24 protein-coding genes and 2 pseudogenes are annotated in these 22,646 nt (G+C 45.9%); 2 read left to right on the top strand and 24 right to left on the bottom strand.

Translation table 11 applies throughout. The features are described from left to right. From MMY81_RS31420 to MMY81_RS31325, 23 genes and pseudogenes are all read right to left on the bottom strand, one after another. A partial coding sequence (locus tag MMY81_RS31420) for a hypothetical protein (protein ID WP_252315914.1) occupies positions 1-253 on the bottom strand: 253 nt, incomplete at its 3' end. Continuing rightward, a complete protein-coding gene (locus MMY81_RS31415; RefSeq protein WP_252314119.1) occupies positions 253-2,007 on the bottom strand; it encodes a dihydroxy-acid dehydratase in 1,755 nt (584 codons plus the stop codon). The genes MMY81_RS31415 and MMY81_RS31420, both read right to left, overlap by 1 nt. A gap of 18 nt (positions 2,008-2,025) precedes the next feature. Further along, positions 2,026-2,421: a MaoC/PaaZ C-terminal domain-containing protein gene (locus MMY81_RS31410; protein WP_252314118.1), complete on the bottom strand. Its 396-nt coding sequence runs from the start codon at positions 2,419-2,421 to the stop codon at positions 2,026-2,028. Then, positions 2,418-2,837, bottom strand: coding sequence for an FAS1-like dehydratase domain-containing protein (locus MMY81_RS31405; protein WP_252315913.1), 420 nt, complete (start codon positions 2,835-2,837; stop codon positions 2,418-2,420). The genes MMY81_RS31410 and MMY81_RS31405 overlap by 4 nt, the downstream gene beginning before the upstream one ends. Positions 2,838-2,924: 87 nt before the next feature. Continuing rightward, entirely contained in the window at positions 2,925-4,013 is a 1,089-nt protein-coding gene (locus MMY81_RS31400) for a TAXI family TRAP transporter solute-binding subunit (RefSeq protein WP_252314116.1), read from the bottom strand. Between the two features lie 34 nt (positions 4,014-4,047). Next, a complete protein-coding gene (locus MMY81_RS31395) occupies positions 4,048-6,042 on the bottom strand; it encodes a TRAP transporter permease (RefSeq protein WP_252314115.1) in 1,995 nt (664 codons plus the stop codon). A gap of 31 nt (positions 6,043-6,073) precedes the next feature. Further along, positions 6,074-7,262, bottom strand: a pseudogene (locus tag MMY81_RS31390) (acyl-CoA dehydrogenase family protein). Between the two features lie 281 nt (positions 7,263-7,543). Next, complete coding sequence (locus MMY81_RS34735) at positions 7,544-7,792, bottom strand: heterodisulfide reductase-related iron-sulfur binding cluster (protein WP_308215543.1); 249 nt, start codon at positions 7,790-7,792, stop codon at positions 7,544-7,546. Further along, complete coding sequence (locus tag MMY81_RS34730) at positions 7,789-8,556, bottom strand: (Fe-S)-binding protein (protein WP_308215542.1); 768 nt, start codon at positions 8,554-8,556, stop codon at positions 7,789-7,791. Before MMY81_RS34730 ends, MMY81_RS34735 begins: the two co-directional genes overlap by 4 nt. Further along, complete coding sequence (locus MMY81_RS34725) at positions 8,543-8,842, bottom strand: (Fe-S)-binding protein (protein WP_308215541.1); 300 nt, start codon at positions 8,840-8,842, stop codon at positions 8,543-8,545. The genes MMY81_RS34730 and MMY81_RS34725 overlap by 14 nt, the downstream gene beginning before the upstream one ends. Beyond that, positions 8,835-10,241, bottom strand: a pseudogene (locus MMY81_RS31380) (FAD-binding oxidoreductase). Before MMY81_RS31380 ends, MMY81_RS34725 begins: the two are co-directional and overlap by 8 nt. Beyond that, complete coding sequence (gene lhgO / locus MMY81_RS31375) at positions 10,201-11,442, bottom strand: L-2-hydroxyglutarate oxidase (protein WP_252314113.1); 1,242 nt, start codon at positions 11,440-11,442, stop codon at positions 10,201-10,203. The pseudogene MMY81_RS31380 and the gene lhgO overlap by 41 nt, the downstream one beginning before the upstream one ends. Positions 11,443-11,455: 13 nt before the next feature. Further along, the gene (locus MMY81_RS31370) at positions 11,456-12,166 is read right to left on the bottom strand and encodes a FadR/GntR family transcriptional regulator (RefSeq protein WP_252315912.1); all 711 of its coding nucleotides are present in this window, start codon (positions 12,164-12,166) and stop codon (positions 11,456-11,458) included. Positions 12,167-12,260: 94 nt separating this feature from the next. Further along, positions 12,261-13,712 carry an aldehyde dehydrogenase family protein gene (locus MMY81_RS31365; protein ID WP_252315911.1) on the bottom strand — a complete coding sequence of 484 codons (1,452 nt, stop codon included), beginning with the start codon at positions 13,710-13,712 and terminating at the stop codon, positions 12,261-12,263. Between the two features lie 23 nt (positions 13,713-13,735). Further along, positions 13,736-14,050, bottom strand: coding sequence for an NIPSNAP family protein (locus tag MMY81_RS31360; protein ID WP_252315910.1), 315 nt, complete (start codon positions 14,048-14,050; stop codon positions 13,736-13,738). Positions 14,051-14,069: 19 nt separating this feature from the next. After that, complete coding sequence (locus tag MMY81_RS31355; protein ID WP_252315909.1) at positions 14,070-15,335, bottom strand: TRAP transporter large permease; 1,266 nt, start codon at positions 15,333-15,335, stop codon at positions 14,070-14,072. A gap of 17 nt (positions 15,336-15,352) precedes the next feature. Further along, the gene (locus MMY81_RS31350) at positions 15,353-15,871 is read right to left on the bottom strand and encodes a TRAP transporter small permease (protein ID WP_252315908.1); all 519 of its coding nucleotides are present in this window, start codon (positions 15,869-15,871) and stop codon (positions 15,353-15,355) included. Positions 15,872-15,889: 18 nt separating this feature from the next. After that, the gene (locus tag MMY81_RS31345) at positions 15,890-16,948 is read right to left on the bottom strand and encodes a TRAP transporter substrate-binding protein (RefSeq protein WP_252315907.1); all 1,059 of its coding nucleotides are present in this window, start codon (positions 16,946-16,948) and stop codon (positions 15,890-15,892) included. Positions 16,949-16,960: 12 nt separating this feature from the next. Then, a complete protein-coding gene (locus MMY81_RS36395; protein ID WP_483882509.1) occupies positions 16,961-17,557 on the bottom strand; it encodes an iron-containing alcohol dehydrogenase in 597 nt (198 codons plus the stop codon). Continuing rightward, the gene (locus MMY81_RS36390) at positions 17,545-18,135 is read right to left on the bottom strand and encodes an iron-containing alcohol dehydrogenase (RefSeq protein ID WP_483882508.1); all 591 of its coding nucleotides are present in this window, start codon (positions 18,133-18,135) and stop codon (positions 17,545-17,547) included. Before MMY81_RS36390 ends, MMY81_RS36395 begins: the two co-directional genes overlap by 13 nt. A gap of 15 nt (positions 18,136-18,150) precedes the next feature. Continuing rightward, complete coding sequence (locus MMY81_RS31335) at positions 18,151-18,861, bottom strand: FadR/GntR family transcriptional regulator (RefSeq protein ID WP_252315906.1); 711 nt, start codon at positions 18,859-18,861, stop codon at positions 18,151-18,153. Between the two features lie 244 nt (positions 18,862-19,105). Beyond that, positions 19,106-19,660, bottom strand: a complete 555-nt coding sequence (locus tag MMY81_RS31330) for a DUF1697 domain-containing protein (RefSeq protein WP_252315905.1) — start codon at positions 19,658-19,660, stop codon at positions 19,106-19,108. A gap of 535 nt (positions 19,661-20,195) precedes the next feature. Continuing rightward, complete coding sequence (locus tag MMY81_RS31325) at positions 20,196-20,663, bottom strand: GNAT family N-acetyltransferase (protein WP_252315904.1); 468 nt, start codon at positions 20,661-20,663, stop codon at positions 20,196-20,198. Positions 20,664-20,845: 182 nt separating this feature from the next. Between MMY81_RS31325 and MMY81_RS31320 the strand changes: the two genes are divergently transcribed. Beyond that, the gene (locus MMY81_RS31320; RefSeq protein ID WP_252315903.1) at positions 20,846-21,151 is read left to right on the top strand and encodes a hypothetical protein; all 306 of its coding nucleotides are present in this window, start codon (positions 20,846-20,848) and stop codon (positions 21,149-21,151) included. A 41-nt stretch (positions 21,152-21,192) separates the two neighbouring features. Here MMY81_RS31320 and MMY81_RS31315 read toward each other — a convergent pair whose 3' ends face one another. Further along, positions 21,193-21,633 (bottom strand): OsmC family protein, encoded by a 441-nt coding sequence (locus MMY81_RS31315; protein WP_252315902.1) that lies wholly within the window; start codon positions 21,631-21,633, stop codon positions 21,193-21,195. Positions 21,634-21,818: 185 nt separating this feature from the next. Here MMY81_RS31315 and MMY81_RS31310 point away from each other — a divergent pair. Next, a partial coding sequence (locus MMY81_RS31310; RefSeq protein WP_252315901.1) for a gamma-glutamyltransferase occupies positions 21,819-22,646 on the top strand: 828 nt, incomplete at its 3' end.

Raw genomic sequence — 22,646 nt, 5'->3', positions numbered from 1 at the left:
GCCAGTACGTGAATCCGAGATCCTGAGCGAAAAATACAATGTGGCCCGTGATAAGCAGAATGCTCGTCATGATTTTAGGAAAAAATGCCATAAAGGGCAGTGAATAAAGGATCAGCCCTCCGGTCAAAATCATCAGCACCTGTTCTCCCGGCCAGCCGGTGAAGCTGAAAACAATAAAAAGTATAGTCAGCGTCAGCAGCAGATATCCTCTGGAAATCGATACCCGTGCCGGCCACTTGTTTACTGTTTCCATCAGCCTCCCCTCGTTTTCTCCTCCTGTATGACTCTGCCATTCTCGGTTTCAGCCGTGGAACGCAGGGCCGGAGGCATTAAAAAATCAAAGTCGCAGCCTTGATCGGCCTGGAGCACGTGCTCCTGAAACAGCTTTTTGTAGCCCCGCTCTGCCCCGACCTGCGGAGGGACGAACTGCTCACGTCTCCGGCTCAGCTCGGCTTCGTCTACGAGAAGCTCAAGCTCGCGCGCTTCCACATCAAGCCGGATCGTATCACCGTTTTCTACGAGCGCAAATGGACCGCCGACGGCTGATTCCGGTGACACATGCAGTACAATCGTTCCAAAGGCAGTTCCGCTCATCCGGCAGTCCGAGATGCGGACCATGTCCCGCACGCCCTGCTCAAGCAGCTTTTTCGGAATTGGCAGCATGCCCGCTTCCGGCATGCCCGGGGCTCCGCGCGGACCGGTATTTTTCAATACGAGAATATCTTCTGCTTCAACATCCAGATCTGGATCATTTACTTTCTGTTCCATATCCGCCGTCGATTCAAATACAACCGCCCGGCCTTCATGCTTGAAAAGCGATGCCGAAGCGGCTTTGGGCTTGATCAGCGCGCCGTTAGGGGCAATATTTCCCGTCAGCACAGCGATTCCATCTCCTTCATGAAGAGGATCGGAGAGCGGGCTTATTACGTGGCGGTAATTCGGAGATACCGTTATATCTGCAAGGTTTTCCTTCAGCGTCCGGCCGGTAACCGTGAGCACATCCGTATGCAGATAGGTTTCCAGCTCTTTCATCACCGCCCGGGCACCGCCGGCGTGGCTGAATTCCTTCATCTGGTATTCGCCTGCCGGACGGAGGTTCGCGATAAACGGCGTATCTTTTCCAAGTGTATCAAACCGGGAGAGCGGCAGTTTGATGCCGAGCCTGCCGGCAATCGCAGTCAGATGGATCACTGCATTTGTCGACCCGCCGACGGCCATAATCATCCGAATTGCGTTGTCGAACGCTTTTTCCGTCATAATGTCGGATGGGACAATATCCTCTTCTACCAGTTTCACGATCTGCTTACCCGCTTCCTGCGCCTCCGCCAGCTTTCTATTGTCGGTTGCAAGCGTCGCCGCGCCGCCGGGCAGCATCATGCCGAGCGCTTCGGAGACGACTGCCATCGTACTCGCACTTCCCATTACCATACAGTGACCGGCGGAAGGAGCCAGTGCCTGATTAATGTCATCGAGCTCTTCTTCCGAGACGCTTCCGCTTCGATACTCCTGCCAGAAATAACGGCAGTCCGAACAGGCGCCGAGCGTCTTTCCTTCGTATTCTCCGTTATCCATTCCGCCGCCGGTAATCATAATGGAAGGGATATCAGCACTTGCCGCTCCCATCAGCTGGGCGGGCGTCATTTTGTCGCAGCCTCCGATTAATATGACACCGTCCAACGGCTGGGCGCTGATCATTTCCTCTGTGTCCATCGCAGCCAGGTTCCGAAACATCATCGTAGTCGGACTCGTAAAGCTCTCGCCAAGCGAGATCGTTGGAAACTCCAGCGGAATGCCGCCGCCCATCAATACTCCCCGCTTTACGGCTTCGATAATGGGACCAAAATGGGTATGGCATCGATTCACCTCGCTCTGTGTGTTGCAGATGCCGATCGTCGGCTTTTCCCAGTCTTTTTTCGTATGGCCCATATGGCGGGCGAACGCCTGCCTTAGAAATACGCTGAATCCTTCATCTCCATATGAAGCGGTTTGTTTTCTGTCTTTTGCCATAAGCGTGCATCCTCTCTGTTACATTGACTTGCTGCGTGACAGCTCGATGATTCCTTCGGTTACCTTCGTTCCGTCTTCCTTCGATACTTTCAACGTAAATAATTTCTCTTCTTCTGTTTCTGCCGGCATCCATTCTATAAATAATGCTTCCTCAAGGAATACTTTGCCGGTGAACCGCGTTTGAAAATACGACACGTGCCAGCCGTTCTCCAGGAGCGGAATAAAAGGAATAGACGTGCACGCCATCGTCAGGAGACCATGCACGATGACGCCGGGCAGGCCGTTTGCTCTGGCCTGCTCCTCATCTATGTGGATTCCATTTAAATCACCGGAAGCCCGGGCATAGGCCTGTACCTGTTTCTTAGTAAAGCCGGGCACTTTCATACAATGCTCATCGATGCTCGTACTATTCATTCCGGCACTCCTTCCACGTGACGCCCGGCTGTTTTCCAGACGAGGACACGTTTTGAAATAAACACGGTATCAGCGGCGCTGTCTTTCCCGATCTGTGTCAGGTAAATGAATGCCATTTTCCCGCTTTTTCCATTTTTACGGACGACCTTTTCTATTTGCTGCGAACACTGCAGTATTTCGTCCACTGCGAGCGGCCTGCGGTATTCGTATTCCTGCTCGGCGTGAATCATGCCGGCATCCGGCCAGGTCAGCCCCTGAATTTCCCCAAATGAAAACGAACGCACAAATGTCGGCGGGACATGACCTGCTGCTTTGTCGTAAAAACCAAGGGCCTGCTTAAATTGTTCTACTTTTTCATTAGACACCTTATTTTCAACTATTGTTGAGGGTACGTTCAGAAAATCTTCCCAATACATGACGAGCTTCATCCTTTCTGCCGTATAAAAAAAGGAAAAGGCTGTCAGCAGCAACAGCCTTCACTTCATTGGAACAAATGTCCTGTATTAGTCAAGAAGACCTTCTTCCTCATAATATTGTTCTGCACCCGGATGGAATGGAATGTCCCCGGATCCTTCGTCAAAATTTTCTATTTCAAACTGCTGGAACGTCTCGTGGCTGGAATGCAGGTCTTCAATGTTTTCCCACATAGCTTTCGTAATATCGTAGGCTACTTCATCGGACATGGAAGCATCCGCTACAATAAAGTTCTGCATCGCTGTGGTATGCACGTCTTCTTCCTGGCCTTCATAGGTTCCGGCTGGAATGGTTTCATCAATATAGAAGTCATACTCATCCAGCATTTCCTGACGCTGTTCATCGTCAATGCTTGTCAACACACCGTTAGCTGTGCTGATCATTTCGCTTACAGCCGAAGTCGGCACACCACCGTTAATGTTAGCCCCGACCACCTGATTGTTTCTCATCAAATCCGTGGCTTCCGGGAACGCACCGAAGTTGGCATTAATATCATCAAACGTCAGATCATACGCCCCGAGAATATGCTGGGACGCAATTTCCGTTCCACTGCCTGTTGCTCCCGGTGCAAAGTTTTCGCCTTCAATATCAGCGATCGATTCAATCCCTGCATTTTCACGCATTACGACATGATTGTAGTTCGGGTAGACACCGGCAAGAATGCGTACATCTTCGTACTGCTCTCCTTCAAATCCATTTTCGCCCTCATAGGCATCCTGGAGGATGTTACCCATTACAAATCCGGCATCTGCTTCCCCCTGCGCCATAAAAATCATATTCTGCACGCTTCCATTGGAAGACTGTGACGATGAGGATACGCCGTCCACTTCATTGGACCAGAAATTAGCAAGCGTTGCTCCAAGCGGGTAATACAGACCGGTCTCACTGGCTGTCGCCAGGTTGATGTGCGTATCTCCTTCTTCGCCTTCATTGTTTGCTTCCCCGTCTCCGCCATCGAGACCGCCTTCACCGGACGCGTCGTTTCCGCCCGCTTCTTCTTCCCCGCCGCCGTTGCCGGACTCTTCTCCTCCGCCGCCTCCGCAGCCTGCTATTAACGCCAGTCCTACTGCCATGGTTACTGCTGGAAATACTCTCTTCGTAGACATCTTTTTCATCATAAAACTCCCCTTTTTCTTTATAATGTTGTGAAACTTAAAGATTTACTCTTTCACTGCCTGACACAGGATCTGCTGACTCTTTCGGCTGTTTCGCCTGGATCGGCTTCACTTTCTGCCAAACCATAATACCAATAAGCAGGGCAATACCTACCAGGTCCCATATAAACGTTGGCTCCACAAGAAGGAAAGCGCTGACAAAAAGAATGAGACGCTGTATGACACCAGCTCTGGTCAGCAACCAGCCCTGCAGGCCTGCCGCCAAAGCGATAACACCAATCGTTGCTGTAACTGCGGCGAGAATACTTGCCGAGTAGCTGGCGCCGTCAAACAGCAGCACCGGATTGAATAGGAAGAAGAACGGAATGATAAAGCCGGTTATTCCGATTCTGACTGCCGTGAGCGATACTTTGTTCGGTGAAGCGTTGGCTATACCTGCAGCCGCATAGGAAGCAAGCGCCACAGGCGGTGTGATATTTGATAATGCTGCGAAGAAGAAAGCAAACATATGCGCAACAAGTACCGAAGCACCCAGTTCCACAAGAAGCGGTGCTGACACGGTCGCTACGATAATGTACGCCGCTGTGGCGGGCACGCCCATTCCCATAATAATGCTGATCACCATCGTGAAAATACCGGCGATCAACAGGCTGTCTCCTGCGAGATTCAGTATGTTATTTCCAACCACCAGGCCGAGACTTGTAAGAGTTACCGTTCCTACAATAATACCAACAATCGCCGTTGCGACACCTACTGCTACAGCCGCCTTACAGCCATCTTCAATCGATTGGATAATTAATTTAAAACTCATTCTGGTCGATTTTCTAAACGCACTGACCAGAACAGTGGCAAACAGTGCAAATACCGCGGCATACGTTGGCGTTGTACCAATAACCAGTAAGTAGACTAAAACAGCCAGCGGTACAATTAAGTGTCCTTTGCTTTTCAATACGCCTATGGCGGAAGGAATATTTTCTTTGCTTATCCCGGACAATCCCAGGTTTTTCGCTTCAAAGTGAACGACCATAAATACGGTGACGAAATACAGCAGGGCCGGAATGACAGCGGCGAGCATAATCGTTGTATAAGGTACACCAATAAACTCTGCCATAATAAAGCCGGCTGCCCCCATAACAGGCGGTGCGAACAATCCACCGGTGGAAGCAACAGCTTCCACCGCGCCGGCGAAATGTTTTTTGTAGCCTGTTTTTTTCATCAGCGGAATGGTGACGGTACCGGTCGTTACGACGTTTCCAATCGCACTTCCGTTTACCATGCCCATCAGACCGCTTCCGAGGACGGCTACTTTTGCCGGGCCGCCGGCGGTACTCCCCGCTATAGTAAGGGCCAGATTGTTAACGAAATCGGTAAAGCCGCTGTTTTTCAAAAAGGCTCCAAACAGTACGAACATAAACACAAAGGTGGTGAACACGCCGAGTGCAATACCGAAGATTCCCTGGGCGCCCCAGAACATGGTGTCAATTGTTCTTGTGATCGTAAAGCCGCCGTGGCTGAATGTCCCCGGCATGTACGGTCCTGCGAAGATATATGTGAGGAAAACCGCTGCGATGATGGAGAGCGTGTTTCCAACAACACGTCTGCTGGCTTCGAATAGAAACAGTGTTCCAACGGCTCCCATAATAAAGTTCCAGTCTGTCCGGTGGAAGCCTCCCCATTCTCTGGCAAACGTTTCATAAATAGAGACGAAATAAATGACGGCGGTTACAGAACCAATAATACAAATGAAGTCCCAGACCGTGGGCAGCCTTCGCGCTCCCCTGCTTTTCTTTGAGGCGGGAAACAGCAGAAAAGCCATTAGGAAAAGAAAGCCAAGCGTATAGGCTCTAAGAATAAGAGCCTCCATGGCTCCGAAGCTGTTGAAATATACGAGCATGAATGCCCAGGCGATACAAATGGCGGTAATCACCCACTTCATAAAGCCGGTATAGCTTCTCATCTTGCCTTCTTCATCCAGAATTTCCTTCTGCTTATGCTGCTCCTCTTCCATTGCTGCTGTACTTTTATCACTCATGTTCATGTCCCCCTTTCGATTGTGATTTATTTTATTCGAACGGCCATGCGGGCAGTGTTTTACGTAACGGTTTGTCTTCGTTGTACCCTAAGGCGTAGCGTGCCTGCATCACTGTATGAATTTCCCGTGTACCTTCATAAATCACAGGAGCTTTGGAATTCCGCAGGTACCGCTCCACCGGATATTCGTTGGAATAGCCGTAGGCTCCGAAAATCTGAACCGCGTCATTTGCGGCTTCGTTGGCAAAATTACAGGACTGCCATTTGGCCATCGAGGTTTCCCTTGTATTCCGCTTCCCTTCGTTTTTCAGGCTGCCTGCTTTAAATACGAGTGCGCGGGGCTCATCTGCAGGCCGGCTTCCATATTCGCAATCATCTGCTGAACGAGCTGATGTTTTCCGATTTCTTTGCCGAACGTTTTCGTTCATGGCAGTAGTTTACGCTTGCTTCAAGTGACGCCATAAGAAGACCGCATGCACCTGCCGCTACAGTGATCGGCCGTTGTCGAGAGCGCTCATCGCTATTTTGAATCCTTCGCCTTCTTCTCCGATCAGGTTTTCTTTCGGTACTTTAATATCCTCAAAGAATATTTCACCGGTGTTTCCGGCACGGATACCGAGCTTTTCCTTAATCGCTTTGGAAGAAAAAACCATCCATGTTCCGATCGATAACAAATGCCGATAATCCTTTGTGGCCGGCGCTCTTATCCGTGTAGGCAAATACGAGAAAATGATCGGCGTAATCACATAAAGAAATCCATGTTTCGATCCGTTTAAAATGTAGGAATCGCCGTCTTTCACGGCAGTGGAGTTCATCGCGCTACGTCTGAGCCGGCATTGGGTTCCGTTAAGCCGAATGCTGCGATTTTTTTCGCCTTTGGCCTGCGGTGTAAGTATTCGTTCCTTTTGTTCTTCTGTTCCCCATTGGAGAAGGGTCATGCTGTTTAATCCGGTATGCACAGAAACAGCGGTCCGATAGGCGTATCTCCGCGTTCCAGCTCTTCACAGGCAATGGCAAGCGTATTGTAGTCCATGCCGCTGCCGCCGTATTTTTCCGGGATGCAGATGCCCATCATCCCGAGTCCGGAAAGCTTTTCCAGAATTGCCGGCTGGAATTCCCCTTTTTCATCCCACTGCTGGATATAGGGACAATTTCTTTATCAACAAAATCCCGAAGCATGTTCTTTACCATTACCTGTTCGTCTGAGTAGTTAAAATCCATCAAATCGCTCCCCGTAATCGTATTAGTAAAGCGCTTACATATTTTAGGTAAAAAGAAAACGCCGGTCCTCTCCTGGTTACTCCATGCAGAAAAATCGTGCAGGAAGACAGAGCGGACTGGCGTTTGGATCCGAGATTCACTTCCGGCAAAAGAAGCGAGTCGAAACTTAACAATCCATAATCATCTTTAATAGTTATAATGATAGTCAATACAGCTTTACATGTCAATATGAATTTGAATACTCTTTCTTTTTAAATCACACATTGGATCCAATCCAGCCATTAGGCGTCTTTTGGCACCGGTCCGGCTTCCATGAGAAGTTCCACTAAATGCACAGCCCGCTGCCTCGTGCCTGCCCGCTCGGCTCCGTACTTCATCTGCAGCAGGCAGCCGGGATTGGTCGTGACAATCGTGGACGTCTTTGTGCTGCCGGCATCTTTCATTTTCATGTCAAGAATCTTCATGGATGATTCATGCTGCACAAGATTATAGACACCTGCCGATCCGCAGCAGAAGTTGGGATCGTTCATCTCCTCCAGCTCAACGCCGGGAATCGCCTGCATGAGCGAACGCGGCGCGGCGTGACACGCTGCACGTTCGTCATATGGCAGGACGGCTGGTAGGTCACACGTTCTTCTACCGGTTTCGTAAAACGAAGGCTGTCGAGCTCCGCCAGCACCTGGGTAATGTCTTTTACCTTTTCCTTGAATGCTGTGGCACGTTCATGCCATACGGTTCCCTCTTCAAAGAGATGATCGTAGCGGACCATCTGTGCGCCGCAGCCGCCGGCGTTGTTTACAATGTAATCTACCTCCAGCTCCTCAAGCATTTGAATGTTCTGTTTCGCCAGTTCCACCGCTTTATCATGCCTGCCTGAATGCGCATGGAGCGCACCGCAGCACGTCTGCTCTTCCGGCACGACAACACCGGCTCCGGCTATCGCCAGCAGCTCCATCGACTGCTCGTTGATGGTAAAGAACATGCTGTCCATTACACAGCCGGTAAAAAAACGCAACCCGTGCTTTTCGGGCTGCTGCGCCGGACGGTAAACCGGACGCGCGCTGCGCTCTTTCGGAGACGGCTGGGGCGGCAGTACCTTTTCAAATTCTCCCATCGCAAGCGGCGCCAGCGTGGAGAGCCGCAGCTTCTGCGCTGCCTTCTGCAGACCGGTTTTCTGGTACAGCCAGGTCAGGTTGCCAACTGTATTCATTCCGCCTGTTGAAGGGATCAGCGTATCGAGCAGAGAATGCTCCAGTGTCCGCTGCAGCACGGGCTTTTGTTTATGTGTCTTCAATCACCCGTTTTGCGCCTTCCAGCATCTGGTCATACTGCACGTTGGTCGGGCAGACGGGCATGCACGCCATACAGCCGAGGCACTTGCCGACCGGTTCCTCGAGCTCCTCGAGACCGATCTTCCCTTCTGCCGCCAGCTTCATGAGCTGGATCCGGCCGCGCGGCGAATGCTTTTCCGTTTCCATCGTTTCGTACGTCGGACACGCAGGCAGGCAGTAGCCGCACTGCACGCAGTCAAAGGACTTCTCGTAGTTCATTCTCTCTTTCAGCGTACCTGGGTTACTCATCCGTTAACACCAGCCTCTGCCCGGGTTCGGCGAATATTTTGCCCGGATTCATAATCCCGTTCGGATCCCAGGCGTCTTTAATGCGCCGCATCATGTCAACACCGACCGCCCCGAGCTCTTGTTCCATAAACGAAGATTTCATCGTGCCGATGCCATGCTCCCCGGAGAGCGTCCCCCGAGAGCTATCGCCGCTTCGAAAATCTCCCCGACCGCCTGCTCCACCCGCTTCATTTCTTCCTGATCACGTTTATCACAGAGAATATTCGGATGCAGGTTGCCGTCACCGGCATGACCGAAGACGACGAGCGACACGTTATATTTCTCCTTGATTTCGGCAAGACGCGCGGTCATTTCGGGGATCCGGCTTCTTGGGACCGTTGCATCCTCCGATACTTTCGTCGGCTTAATTTTGGCAATCGCCGGCGACACCATTTTTCTTGCTTTCCAGATGGCGGCCGCAGCGGCCGGAGTTTCCGGCTCAATCACCTGCAGGGCATCAAGCTCTTTCATAATCGCACTCACCTGCCTGGCTTCCACCTGAATAGAAGGCTCATTTCCGTCCAGCTCAATCATGACAATCGCCGCTGCATCTGTCGGCAGACCGGACGGCTGATAGGCTTCCACCGCCTGCGCACAGGCCTGATCGATAAATTCCATTTTTGCAGGCAGAATGCCGGAGGTGAGCGTTTTGGAGATCGCTTCTCCGGCCGTTTCCATTGAGGCAAACGATGCCATAATTGTCTGTACGGCCGGCGGCTTTGGAATCAGCTTAAGCGTTGCTGCTGTAATCACCCCGAGCAGACCTTCCGATCCGACAATCAGCTTAGTCAGGTCAAAACCGGTGACATTTTTGATCGTACTGCCGCCGGTCTGCATGACTTTCCCTTCCGGGGTCACGACTTCGAGCCCAATAACATAATCTTTTGTTACCCCGTACTTCAAGCCGCGCGGACCTCCTGAATTCTCGGCCAGGTTGCCGCCGATCGTGGAGACATGCGCACTGCTTGGATCAGGGGGATACATCAGCCCGTGTTTTTCAGCTGCCGCATGAATAGCCGAGGTAAGGGTTCCCGGCGAGACACGGGCCGTTAGGTCGCCAGGTGTCACTTCGACAGAAGACGGCCACTGGCTCATATCAAGCACAATGCCTCCCTTTACCGGAAGCGGCCCGCCGCTCAGACACGTTCCCTGTCCCGCGCGGCGTGACCGGGACACGATACGAATTCGCCGTCTCCAAAACCGCGACTACTTCTTCGGTACTGCGTACCTGTACGACCGCCTCCGGCAGAAATTCCCCGAACGAACCGTCGTAGCTGTAGCTGTGCCGATCGGCCGTGCCGGTCTGAACACGATTCTTATCAATCCGCTGCTGCAGCGCTGTGATCCATTGCGCTTCCATAGCCTGTCCTCCTTCGTTCTTCGTCAAGTCGTCTCACGATTTCTTTACCAATTTCCAGACTTGCGGTTGCGGCCGGCGACGGGGCGTTGCAGACGTGCAGACTGTTGCGGCCCGGCACAATGTAGAAATCATCGACCATTTTTCCGTCTACGCTCAACGCCTGTGCACGGACTCCTCTTGGCCCCGGCACTAAATCCTCGGCCCGTACTTCGGGCAGAAGCTTCTGCAGGTTCTTCACAAATCTCTTCTTGTTCACCGAACGGATCATTTCTCCGGTCCCTTCTTTCAAATACGGACGCGCCAGCTTCCAGAAGCCTTTATAGAGCAGTACTTCGGACAAGTCCTTCCAGTTAATGTCGCTTTTCTTGTAGCCCTCACGCTTAAATCCGAGCACCGCGTTCGGTCCGGCATCAACATTGCCGTCAATCATGCGGGTAAAGTGAGCTCCCAGAAATGGAAAATCCGGATTAGGCACCGGGTAGATCAAATTGCGCACCAGATGGCGGCTCGATTCCACAAACTTGTAGTACTCTCCGCGGAACGGCACAATTTTCACATCCAGATGATAGCCCGCAAGCTTAGCCATACGGTCGCTCTGCAGGCCGGCGCAGTTGATTAAGTACTTCCCTTCGACCCGCCCTTTGTCAGTATCAACGGTAACGCCTGCATCATGCTCCTTGATTCCCGTTACCGCCGTTCCGCTTTTCACTTCGGCTCCTGCTGCCTGAACGAGTTCCGCAAGCTTGTTTGATACCTGCTTGTAGTTAATGATACCGGCGGTCGGCACGTGAATGGCGGCAATCCCGTTGACGTGGGGTTCTTTTTCATGAAGCTCTTCCTTATTAAGTCTGCTGATATTCAGTCCGTTTTCGAGGCCGCGCTCGTATAGATCGTTTAGGAACGGCAGCTCCTTTTCTTCCGATGCGACGATGACTTTGCCGCAGATATCGACATCAATACCGTGCTCTTCAGCGAAGATACGCATCGATTCATTACCCGATTTAGCGAGCCTTGCTTTTAAACTGCCCGGCTTGTAGTAGATGCCGGAGTGAATCACCCCGCTGTTATTTCCGGTCTGGTGCGAGGCGACCTGCTGCTCCTTTTCCAAAATAATGATCGAGGCTTCCGGTTTCTGCTTCGTTAACGCGTAGGCGGTCGATAATCCGACAATGCCTCCGCCGATAATAATATAATCTGCCATACTGTTTCCTCCTTTAATGGTCTACTCTCGTGTCTCCCAGTTTGCGCCGGGCATTCTCAAGATGGGTCCGCATCGCCGTGCGGGCCGCTTCCGGATCGCGCCTGCAGAACGCCTCATAAATAACCTGATGCTCTTCGTATACTTCCTCGCGTTTCTCCTGCCTGCCAACGTTCTGCGAAAGCGAATAGTCGAGCGCCTTCTGCAGAAGGCCGCTGACGTTGTTCATCGTCTGTTCCAAAAACGGATTGCGGGCCGCTTTTAAGATCACGCGGTGAAAGGAAAAGTCGGCCTGTGCTCCTACTTCCTTCTGATCGGCTACCGTTTTGGAAAATTCCTCAAGCGCCTCTTTCAGCTCATCTTCTTCTGCCGACGTGTGGCGGACAGCAGCAAAAGCCGCTGCCTCCACTTCAATGACGCTCCGCATTTCCAGAAGATCATGGACTTCTTCAACTTTTACGACGTCATACGGAATCTGCTCAAGCATATCAACGAGCGGCACGGCATTCACGCGGCTCCCGCCGCCCTGTCTTAATTCGACAATACCGCTTGCTGACAAAATACTTAGAGCCTCCCGGATCGGCGCCCGGCTCACACCGAATTGGCGGGCAAGCTCCATTTCGGACGGCAGCTTTTCCCCTGCCGGAAATTCTCCGCTTTTGATGTTGTCTTTAATCCGCTCCAGCACTTGGCTGGATACCTTTTTGCGATCGATAATGGAATCCATTGGGTACCTTCCTTTCTTTTAAAATGAAATAAACTTGTCATGTTGTATGACAAGTTTATCACATTATTCAGCAAATTCAGCAATTAATTTCTAGTTATATTGTAGTAGAAATAGTTTTAATTGAAGTAAAAAATTCTTTCGCTGCTTTCCCCTGCTCTCTTGAATGGGAACTGGAGTCTTTCATTCCTCCAAACGGAACATGAGGTTCAGATCCTGTTGTTTCACCATTTACTTTTATCATTCCAGCATCTACTTTATCAGAAAAAATAACTGAATTTTTAATATTATTTGTAAACACTGCTGCACTCAATCCAAATCGTGAACTGTTAGCCTTAGTGATTGCGTCTTGTAATCCAGATGTTTTCATTAGTACAATTACCGGTCCAAAAATCTCCTCTTCAACAATTGCCATACCTTCTTTTCCATCTTCAAAAACAGTTGGCTCGATATAAAATCCTTCTTCTCGTAATTCATTAGTTAAAGATTTTCCTTCATATATTAATTTCGCCCCTTCTTTTTTTCCTTTTTCAATATAGGCAAGAACGGAATCATATTGACTTTTTGTAGCGACCGGACCCATGTATGTGTCCTCATCCATTCCATTTCCTACTTTTATCGCTTCAATGTGTTTAATTATTTTTTCTTTTGTTTTTTCATAAATTGATTCTTGAATATACACACGACTAGTGGCAGTGCATTTTTGACCTGTATGTTTCATCGCTGCATCTACTGTCATTTTTGAAGCTTGATCTAAATCAGCATCTTCCAATATAACTGAGGGGTTTTTCCCGCCCATTTCCAGTTGATATTTAATTCCTCTTTCAACTGCTCCTATCGCAATTCTTTTCCCTGTTGGATTAGATCCTGTAAAAGAAATTCCCTTGATATGATCGTTTTCGACTAAACCCTCTCCTATAATGGAGCCTTTTCCTGTTACAGCATTTAATACACCAGCTGGCAGGCCTGCTTTTTCGAACACTTCCACAATTTTTAATCCAGTAATCGCTGATTCCGAAGCCGGTTTGAAGACAACTGTATTTCCATAAATTAAAGCAGGCGCTATTTTCCATATTGGTATAGCAATAGGAAAATTCCATGGAGCTATTATTCCTACCGCTCCTAGAGGAACTCTTTTCGTGTAAAGCATAGTTTCACTATCCGCTGATGGAATAACCTCTCCTATTTGCTGCATGCCTTCTCCGGCATAATATTTCAGAATAGCTATGCTTCTTTTCACTTCTCCTTTTGTTTCAATAAATGTTTTACCCATTTCTTTAGTAGCTGTCTCGGCAATTTCTTCAACCATTTTCTCCATTTCTTCAGCTGCTCTGTATAAATAGCTGCCTCTCTCTATATAAGATAAAGAAGACCATGCTTCAAAAGATTGATCTGCAGCTATTATCGCTTCTGAAAGATCTTCTTTTGAAGAGCTTTGAAAGTTTCCAACTGCTTCTAATGGGGCAGCCGGATTTCTACTTTCAATAGTGTTTCCATTCAAAGCTTCTTTCCAGCTTCCATTAATAAAATTAAAATATTTTTTAGTCATTATTATTCATCCTTTCACAATTATTATTTTATTGGAGAAAATGATGCCGCATACAGCATTTTTGATTCTTGTTTTTCCAGCATGTCAAAGGCTTTAGGTACAAATTTCTCAGTCCAATCTTTATCCTCATAGAGTTGTTTTCTTTTTTCTTTTCTCACATCAAGGCTTTCATATTCCCAAATGTGTATTACTTGATTTAATTCTCCAATGTCTGTATACCACCAGCCAACTAATTTAGCGTATTTAGATATGATTGGAAACCCAACTTCTTCAAAATGATCAAGATATTCATTCACTTTACCGACTTTAACTGTATAAGTTCTCATTTCATAAAACATGGAAAAACCCCTTTTCAAATTATGAATTTACTAGAAATGTAGAAATTTGTGGCCAGACGATTAATAGCAGCAGGTTGATAATTAAGACTCCCAAAAATGGAAGAACGCTTATGACGATTTGATTAAAACTTACATTACCCAAGCTTTTAGCTACGAATAAATTCACTCCTAGAGGAGGTGTTAATAAACCAATTGCTAAATTAAAAACCATAATGACTCCAAAATGCAGCAAACTCACATCATATTGGGCTAGAATCGGTAACATAATTGGCACTATTAAAATAATAGACGCATTTAATTCCAAAAAAGTTCCAATCAATAGAAGCATCATTGCGATTACCAATAATAGAACCAGACTATTTCCTGGAGAATTGCCAACCAACGAAGAAATTTGCGCCGGGATTTGTTCAGTGGTCATTATCCAGTTCATCAGGCTGGCAGTAGCAATGATAAATAAAACCATCGCTGACAATAAACCCGCTTCATTAAAAGTTGCTTTAAGATCCTTTAGTTTAATGCTCTTATATATAAACATTGATACAAGCAATCCATACATACAGGCAACCGCTCCAGATTCAGTGGGAGTAAATAGTCCTCCATATATCCCTCCTAAGATAATAATGGGCATAATCAAACCCCAGAAAGAGCGCCTTACATTTACTAAAACATTTTTTAATGTACTTTTTTCTGTACCTTTATATCCTTTTATTCTTGAAATAATATAACTGTAAATAATTAAAGAGACACCCATTAACAAACCTGGTACAATCCCCGCGATGAATAGTTCTCCCACGCTGACTCCCGCTGTGACTCCATAAGTGATAAAAGGAATACTGGGAGGAATTATGACTCCAGTCGTTCCACTAGCAGCGATAAGAGCAATTGAAAAGCGTTTATCATATCCTGCTTTTACCATTGCGGGTACCATGATGGTACCTATAGCAACTACTGTAGCAGGGGCAGAACCTGATATTGCAGAAAAGAACATGCTTGCAAGCACTGCTACAATAGCATAACCTCCAGTTATTGAACCAACCATGCTGGAAGCTAAATCTACAAGTCTTTGAGATATTCCTCCCTTCTCCATAATTTTTCCAGCTATCATAAACAAAGGAATAGCCATGAGCGAATAGGTATCTAAACCAGTAACTAATCGTTGTACTGCAATAAAACCATCTACATTTGCTGATAATAATGCTATCAGTGAAGCAAAAGCTATACTAATTGCTAGTGGCACATTCAACAATATAAACAACGCCAATAGTACAAATAATACTATAGCCAATAAATGTCACCTCTTCTCTAATCAATTTTCATAGCATCTTCTGACTCTATTTCTTCTTTGTAAATAACATCTCTTACAAATAAAATAATGAGCCTGCTCATCATCATAAAACTTCCCACAACAACAGATAGATAAAGCCAGTACATAGGAAGCTGCATACCAGGAGATAATTGATTAGTTGCTGCAATGTTAATGATATAAGGTAAGCCTACCCATAAAAGACTTAAACAAAATAATATAGATATGCTGTAACTGATAGCACGAACATACTTTTTCTTTTTCTCTGATAAATAAATAATAAGGATGTCTACTGTAATGTGAATCCCCTTTTTAATTCCGTAACTGCCCCCAATAAAAGTAGCCCATATTAAAAGGTATCTTGGAAGCTCCTCACCCCATGCAATTCCTTCCTGAAAAATGTAACGGTTTAAAAGGCTGAAAAAATTAGCTCCAAGCATAAGTACTAAAAGTAAAAACAGAAGATTTTCTTCAATCCAAGTTTGAACTCTATCAATATTATTGATGAGCTTTCTCAATACACTTCACTCCCCCTCCTACTCCTTTTCACTTACTTCTTTTTCTGCTGCTTCAATTGCTTCAAACAGTTCATCTACTAACTCATCTCCTAAAATACTGCGGTATTCCTCAATTACCGGCTGCGTTTTTTCTTGGAATTCTTCCTTCTCTTCATCTGTGAGTTCTATAATCTCAACTCCAGCTTCCTCAATAACCTCTAGTCCTTCTTCCACCTGTGTACGATTTCTACTTCTTTGATCATCACTCCATGTATCTGCTTCTTCTTGAACAATGGTTTGTATATCTTCCGGCATTGACTCATAATAATCATTATTTATTATGAGCGTGAATGTATTATAGAAATGACCATCCAATGTCAAATATTGATTCACTTCATAGAAACGCATACTTTCAATTAAAGAAATAGGATTTTCCTGCCCATCGATTACTCCTTGCTGTAAGGCACTATACACTTCGGAAAATGCCATAGGATTCGGTATCGCTCCAAGAGCTTCTACTGTTGCCATATGAGCAGGATTTTCTTGTGTCCTGATGGTCAGACCAGTTAGATCATCTGGTTCCTCAATGGGCCTTTGACTATTAGTAAAGTGCCTCACTCCATTTTCTCCCCACGCTAATCCTCTTACACCCGTTTCTTCAAGCAGCAGGTCCAGTATCTGATCACCATAGTCACTATCTAAAACTTCATAAGCAATTTCTTCATTTTCAAAAATAAATGGTAAATCAAATATCATCATTTCTTTAAAAAATCCCGGGAAAGGACCACTGGATAATGCAGCCATTTCTACAGAGCCAAGCTGAACATTTTCTAATTGTGCTCTTTCACTACCAAGTTGACTTGCAGGATACGTTGTGACTTCAACTAATCCATTGCTCCGTTCTTCGACATTGTCTTTAAATACTTGAAGAGATTCTTCAAGGCGATCATTAGATGCAGGTGATGAATGTGCAAGTTGAATTTGGTAGACTTCTTGGCCTTCTACCTCATTCTCTCCTTCACCATTACTATCTCCACAAGCTGTTAATAAAAATAGTGTCAATGTTAAAACCATAGGTATTACTGCTTTTGGCTTCATCTTATTACCCCCCTAATTAGTTGGAAGCCTCTCATAATACGCATTTGTAATAATTTGTTCTATATCTTTAGATTCTGTGAGTCGAGGATTAACTTTGATATTTGCACTGCTCATGGAATCTTCTACTATTTTAGACAACTTATCTAAATTCACTCCCAACTCTTTTACATTTGAAGGTATATCTAACAGTTTGTTTAGTTCTATAACTTTACTCAAAGCTTTTTGAGAAGCTTCATCTTCAGAAAGGTTGACCACGTCTTCTCCTAAAGCTATTGCAATATCTTTCATTTTGCCAGGGCAGGCTGGTAAATTAAATTTTAGAACATAAGGCAAAATGACAGCGTTTGCAATTCCGTGCGGAATGTTAAATATTCCTCCAAATGAATGAGAGATCGCATGCACATTACCTAGTCTTGATTGAGAAAAAGCAAATCCTGCTATCATTGAAGCTTCCATCATGTTACTTCTGCTAGAGATATCCGTACCTACAAAATACGACTTCGGGAGGTTATCTTTAATCATTCTTATTGCTTGCAGAGCTAGTGCTTGACTGATTGTATTAGCCTCTTTAGATACATAAGATTCTATAGCGTGGGTTAAAGCGTCCATTCCAGTAGCAGCTGTAATAGAGGGGGGCAGGATAACGTAAGCAAAGGATCAAGTATGGCTAACTCAGGATATAAGTAAGGGCTTACAATAACTGCCTTAAAAAAAGTTTCGTTATTTGTAACAACTGTTGAAGCTGTAACTTCACTGCCGGTTCCAGCTGTTGTAGGAACAGCTATAACCGGTAATGGAGGTTCTTTCAATTTATTCAGCCCTTCATAATCTAATATATTTCCACTGTTAGTAGCCATTGCAGCAATTGCTTTAGCAGTGTCTATACTGCTGCCTCCTCCTATTGCTAAAAGCGTATCCGCTTCTGTTTTTTCTAGGAATTCCAATCCAGTTTTTATTAATTCTGCATTTGGATTCGGCTCTACTTCATTAAATACCTCAAATTCTATATTGCTTTCTTTTAATGAATTTTTAATATCAATTAGAAGCCCTGCCTGTTCAACACCAATGTCTGTAACAATCATCAATTTGTTTTCCAAATACGGGATCAATAATTCACTAATTAATTTTGTTTTACCTTTTCCAATCTCGAGCTTAGTGGGCATATAAAATGAATAATCACTTCTCATGTTCTTCCTCCTTTTTTATTGTGTATGACCTTTTACATCCTTGATTACCATTTCTAAATGATAGTGCATTGCACGTTGTGCTTCTATCGGATTATTCTTCTTTATAGCATTGTATATGTTCACATGTTCCTGGATAAGTGTTTCATTTCTATGAGGAATCTGCATCGAAAAAACAATAGAATCATATAAACCTTGCATAATTCTTCCGGAGATAAGTTCAAGAGAGTTTACCATCATTAAGTTTGAACTTGCTTCAACAATTTGATGGTGAAAACTAAAATCCTCATCCATTTCATAATGATTTTTTTTGAAATTATTACCAAGTTCTTCTAGTAAACGCTCCATATTCTGTAGTTGGTCATTGGTTCTCCTGGATGCGGCATAATAAGCAGATTGACTTTCTATACCTTGTCGCAATTCTAACAGTTCAATTAAATAGTCTTTTGTTTCTATTTGAAAGATATTCGACATTTTTTCTAATAAATGGTCTTTTGTATAGGGAACTAAAAAAATTCCTACACCTGGCTTAATTTGAACAACTCCTTCAGCTTCCAGAACACTAATTGCCTCTCGAATAGAACTCCTGGAAACATCAAACAAGTTAGTTAACTCTCTTTCAGAAGGCAGCCTTTCTCCCGGCTTCAAATCACCTGTTTTTAAAGCCTCTTTTATTTTTTCGATTACCACTCTATATACTCGTTGCTTTTTAATAGGACTTTTTTTCATAGATTCACCCCTCTTCTAATAAATAGTAGTCATCTTTTAATGCTATGACTTATTTAATTTCAACTGCTGATTCTCATTATGCGGTCATGTGGTCTGACCAGTCAAGAGTTTTTTGAGAATTTTCTAAAAAAACCAATACAGGTCGTATTTTTTAAATTTTGCACCGGCTTCACTTAATAGTGCTGAATACAAAAAACTCCCTGGTTAAAGGGAGCGCATCTATATTTCTACTTCACATGCACTATTAAACGCCATATCCGCCGTGATCCTGCATGAGTTCATATATTTTCCGGGCGGTGTTCACGTTTCGTACCGTCATTTGCTTATAAGCTTTTGTTCCAACGATTCTTGCCATGCCGCTTTTCGTTACGTGCTGCTTATCCACAGACCAGAGAACCGCTCCCGGCACATATGTCACCGTGTCGATATTCGGCTTAATAACCAGGTTTTCCAGGATGGACGCGTCATCAACTTCTTCCCATAAAAACATTACGTCGCTTTTCATGGTTTTATCATTTTTCCAGGCAGCAGGGACAGCCTCCATAATTTGTCTAACCTCATCGATATGGCGGACGAGCACTTTGATCTGCAGCCCGAAATCAGTATAAATAGCTTCAGCCAGCGTATCAGACAGTTCCTCTTTCGACAGGCTGTGATTTGAAAAAATGATGTTGCCTGTATTAATGTAGGTAACCACATCAATCATTCCGGCCTTCTCGAATGTCTGCTTCAGGATTTTCATGTCTACTTTATTTTTCCCGCCTACGTTAATTCCTCTTAGAAGCGCGACATACACCATAGCCAGCCTCCCTTTACTTTTTTTCCTCGAAACAGTTAAAGCAATAAAGCTTTTCATTCTGAAATATTCCGTTTAAAAATCCGTCCAGACAGTATATCTCTTTTTGACAGATAGTACATGTTCCCACCAGTTCTTTCATCAAGACCGCTCCTTCTCCCAAATAGTACGGAACTGCTTTTATTAGATTCTATATTAATATGTATTTTAAATACACATTAATATAGTACATTATCTGACAATTTAGTTGTAGACTCTCCTCCTATCCAATAAGGTAAATATCAGGAGCCAAAGCCAAAAAGCGAAGGGGGTTTTTATAGTGAAATTTCTTATAGCTCTTTACCGATTCTGGACCAAAAAAGAAACGGCACCTTATGATTCCTTACACACCGCAGAAGCTTACATCGGCAGCGAAAAGTACTGGAAGCCCAAAGTATAAAAGGCGTACTTACATCATAGAAAAACGCGAAAACCACCTGCAGCACAGCAGAAGGCCGGTCCAGGCAGACCGGCTTTTTGTTTGTCATTCTATACCATGTTATTTCGTATAAATATCAAAATGAAAGACCTCTTCTTTTACTCCTAGTGATTCATACAACGCCACAGCCGGCTTATCTTCTTTATCTGCCTGAATGAAAATGGCGGACACGCCGATCTCTTCTGCCTGCCTGAAAAGAAACTCCAGCAGGCGGGTGGCCGTTTTCTGCCGGCGGCAGCTTTCATCCACCGCGAGATCATACACATACATTTCGGCGGTTTCCCGCTCCAGTTTGTCGAATACGTAGGCGGTGAGGGCACCAATCACTTTATCTTCCACTACAGCTGTACAGACGATGACGTGATCCTTCACGAGCTGTTCGAGCAGGTAGTTATCGGAAGGCCTGCGCTGCCTATACATCTCTTCCTCTTTGAATGCATCGGCATACAGCTCATTTACCTGTTTCATCTGTTCCAGGCCGATGCTGTCCGCCTGAAGCCGGTAAAACTGAAGGTTTTGGCTGTTCATCGCAACTCAGTCCTCCTGTTTTTTCAGAAATATTGGATAACTTAACTTTCTATTGTCTTTTTTATTCTATAATAGACAGAAAAGGAGTGTTCTGTATGAAAAAGGAAATCATGATCATCCGCACCAGTGCTCAGATTGGCGGCGACTGATGCGGCGGTCTTGCTGATGACGGGTTCATCAATATGACAGAAACCTTTCAGGACGTCCGCTCCGACATGGAAAAGCTTGGTACCGTCTATCGGGCCATTTACGATACGTACGGCGATTCCGTATCGATCACGTATTTAGATCCGCGCAATACATCGGCTATTCTTGTATACTTTCTACGCCATTGGCGATTTTCCTGCATCAGCTTTTTTCAGGCCATCTGCCTCTTTTTTACAAAGGCGCACCCTAACACGATTTTCTATAACGGCCATATTCTTAATCCTTCTGCAGCGCTTGACCGGAATGACATTTTAGAAAAATTAGCTTCTTATTACAAATAAAAAAGCTCTCTGCTTTTTCATCACAGAGAGCTTTCGCTGTTCTATGCTTTTATCCATTCGGCATCAATAGGAATACCTGCTGCCTGAAGCGTCGTGTATACCGGGCAGCGCGCATCGGTTTTTTCCTTAAGCTCTTGAATGCGTTTGTCGCTCTCGTCGGTTTGCACGGAAGCTTTGATGGAAACGTGCTGGAAATACGGCACGACATCCGCCTGGCCCATTAATCCGCGGGGGTCAATTTCCCCGTTCACTTTAAAATCAATACCTTTCAAATCAAAGTCTATTTCTTTAGCTACCATATTCGCCACGACATTTTCACAGCCTGCAAGAGAAGCCAGCAGCGTCGATAAAGGATCGGCGCCTTTGTCGTCTCCCCCCATATTGGCCGGCTCATCAATAACGAGAGTGTGGTTTTTCGCCTTTAGTTCCGTACTCATCTTTTCGGATTGTCCTGTTACTTCAAATGTCATTTTTTCACTCATGGTATCTCTCCTTTTTATTTGTTTATATATTCATCGTAACGTGTTTTTCTTTTTCTATCATTCCTGGCAGTTTATACTTACAGGAAAAAGAATTGAAACAGTGCAGATTATTCAGATAAACAGTAGACTGGATGTAGCTCGATTTTAAAAAGATAAAGGCATGAAAAGTGAGAGGAGAATGACATATGTCCGATAAACCTAACATATCAAGTCGAAAGCGACTTCGCTTCGTTCCTGCTGCGGCTCTCCTGACCGCTTTATTCGTAAGCGGCTGTGCGCCGGAAGAAGAGAGTGAAAATGAAAACCCTCCTGCTGATGAAGAAAATACAGAAAATGAAAATGAGGAAGAAATGGAGGAAGAAGCCGGTTCCCCTGATACCCCCTCCTCCTATGGTGTAAGCGCCGGACACCCTGATGCAGTCGAGGCCGGTATGGAAGTGCTCGATCAGGGTGGAAACGCGGCCGATGCCGCTGTTGCAGCAGCTTACGCTGTCTCCGTGGTGGAACCTTTTGCCTCCGGTATCGGCGGCGGCGGTTCCGTACTGATTCAGGAGCAGGGCGAAGCTCCAGAGGCCTATGATTACCGGGAAGTAGTACCCGAAACAGGTATCCCCTCCTCTGACATTGGCGTACCGGGCTTTACGGCCGGCATGGCAGCGTTTCAATCGAACCACGGCACAGCCGACTGGTCCGACCTGCTTGAACCAGCCGTTACGCTGGCAGACAGCTCCGAGGTATCCGGACTTTTGGCCGATCAGCTGGAGTCGGGCGCAGGCAGTCTTCCTACTGCAGAGCTCCGTCATTTGTATTCAAATGGGGTGCCGCTCGAAGCCGGCAGTACGATGGAACAGGCCGAGCTCGCAGATACGCTGCGGGATATCCGTGATAACGGAGGCGGCGGCTTCTATGAAGGAGAAGCAGCTGAGTCACTGGCTTCGCAGATAGAAGGGCTCGATACCGCCTCTCTGGAAGCATTTGAAGTAGGCCGCTACGAGCCTTCCATCGGCACGTTT

Source organism: Sinobaca sp. H24, from assembly GCF_023845525.1.
Note: the sequence above shows the minus strand (reverse complement) of the source record. Positions and strands in the feature narration are given on the sequence as shown.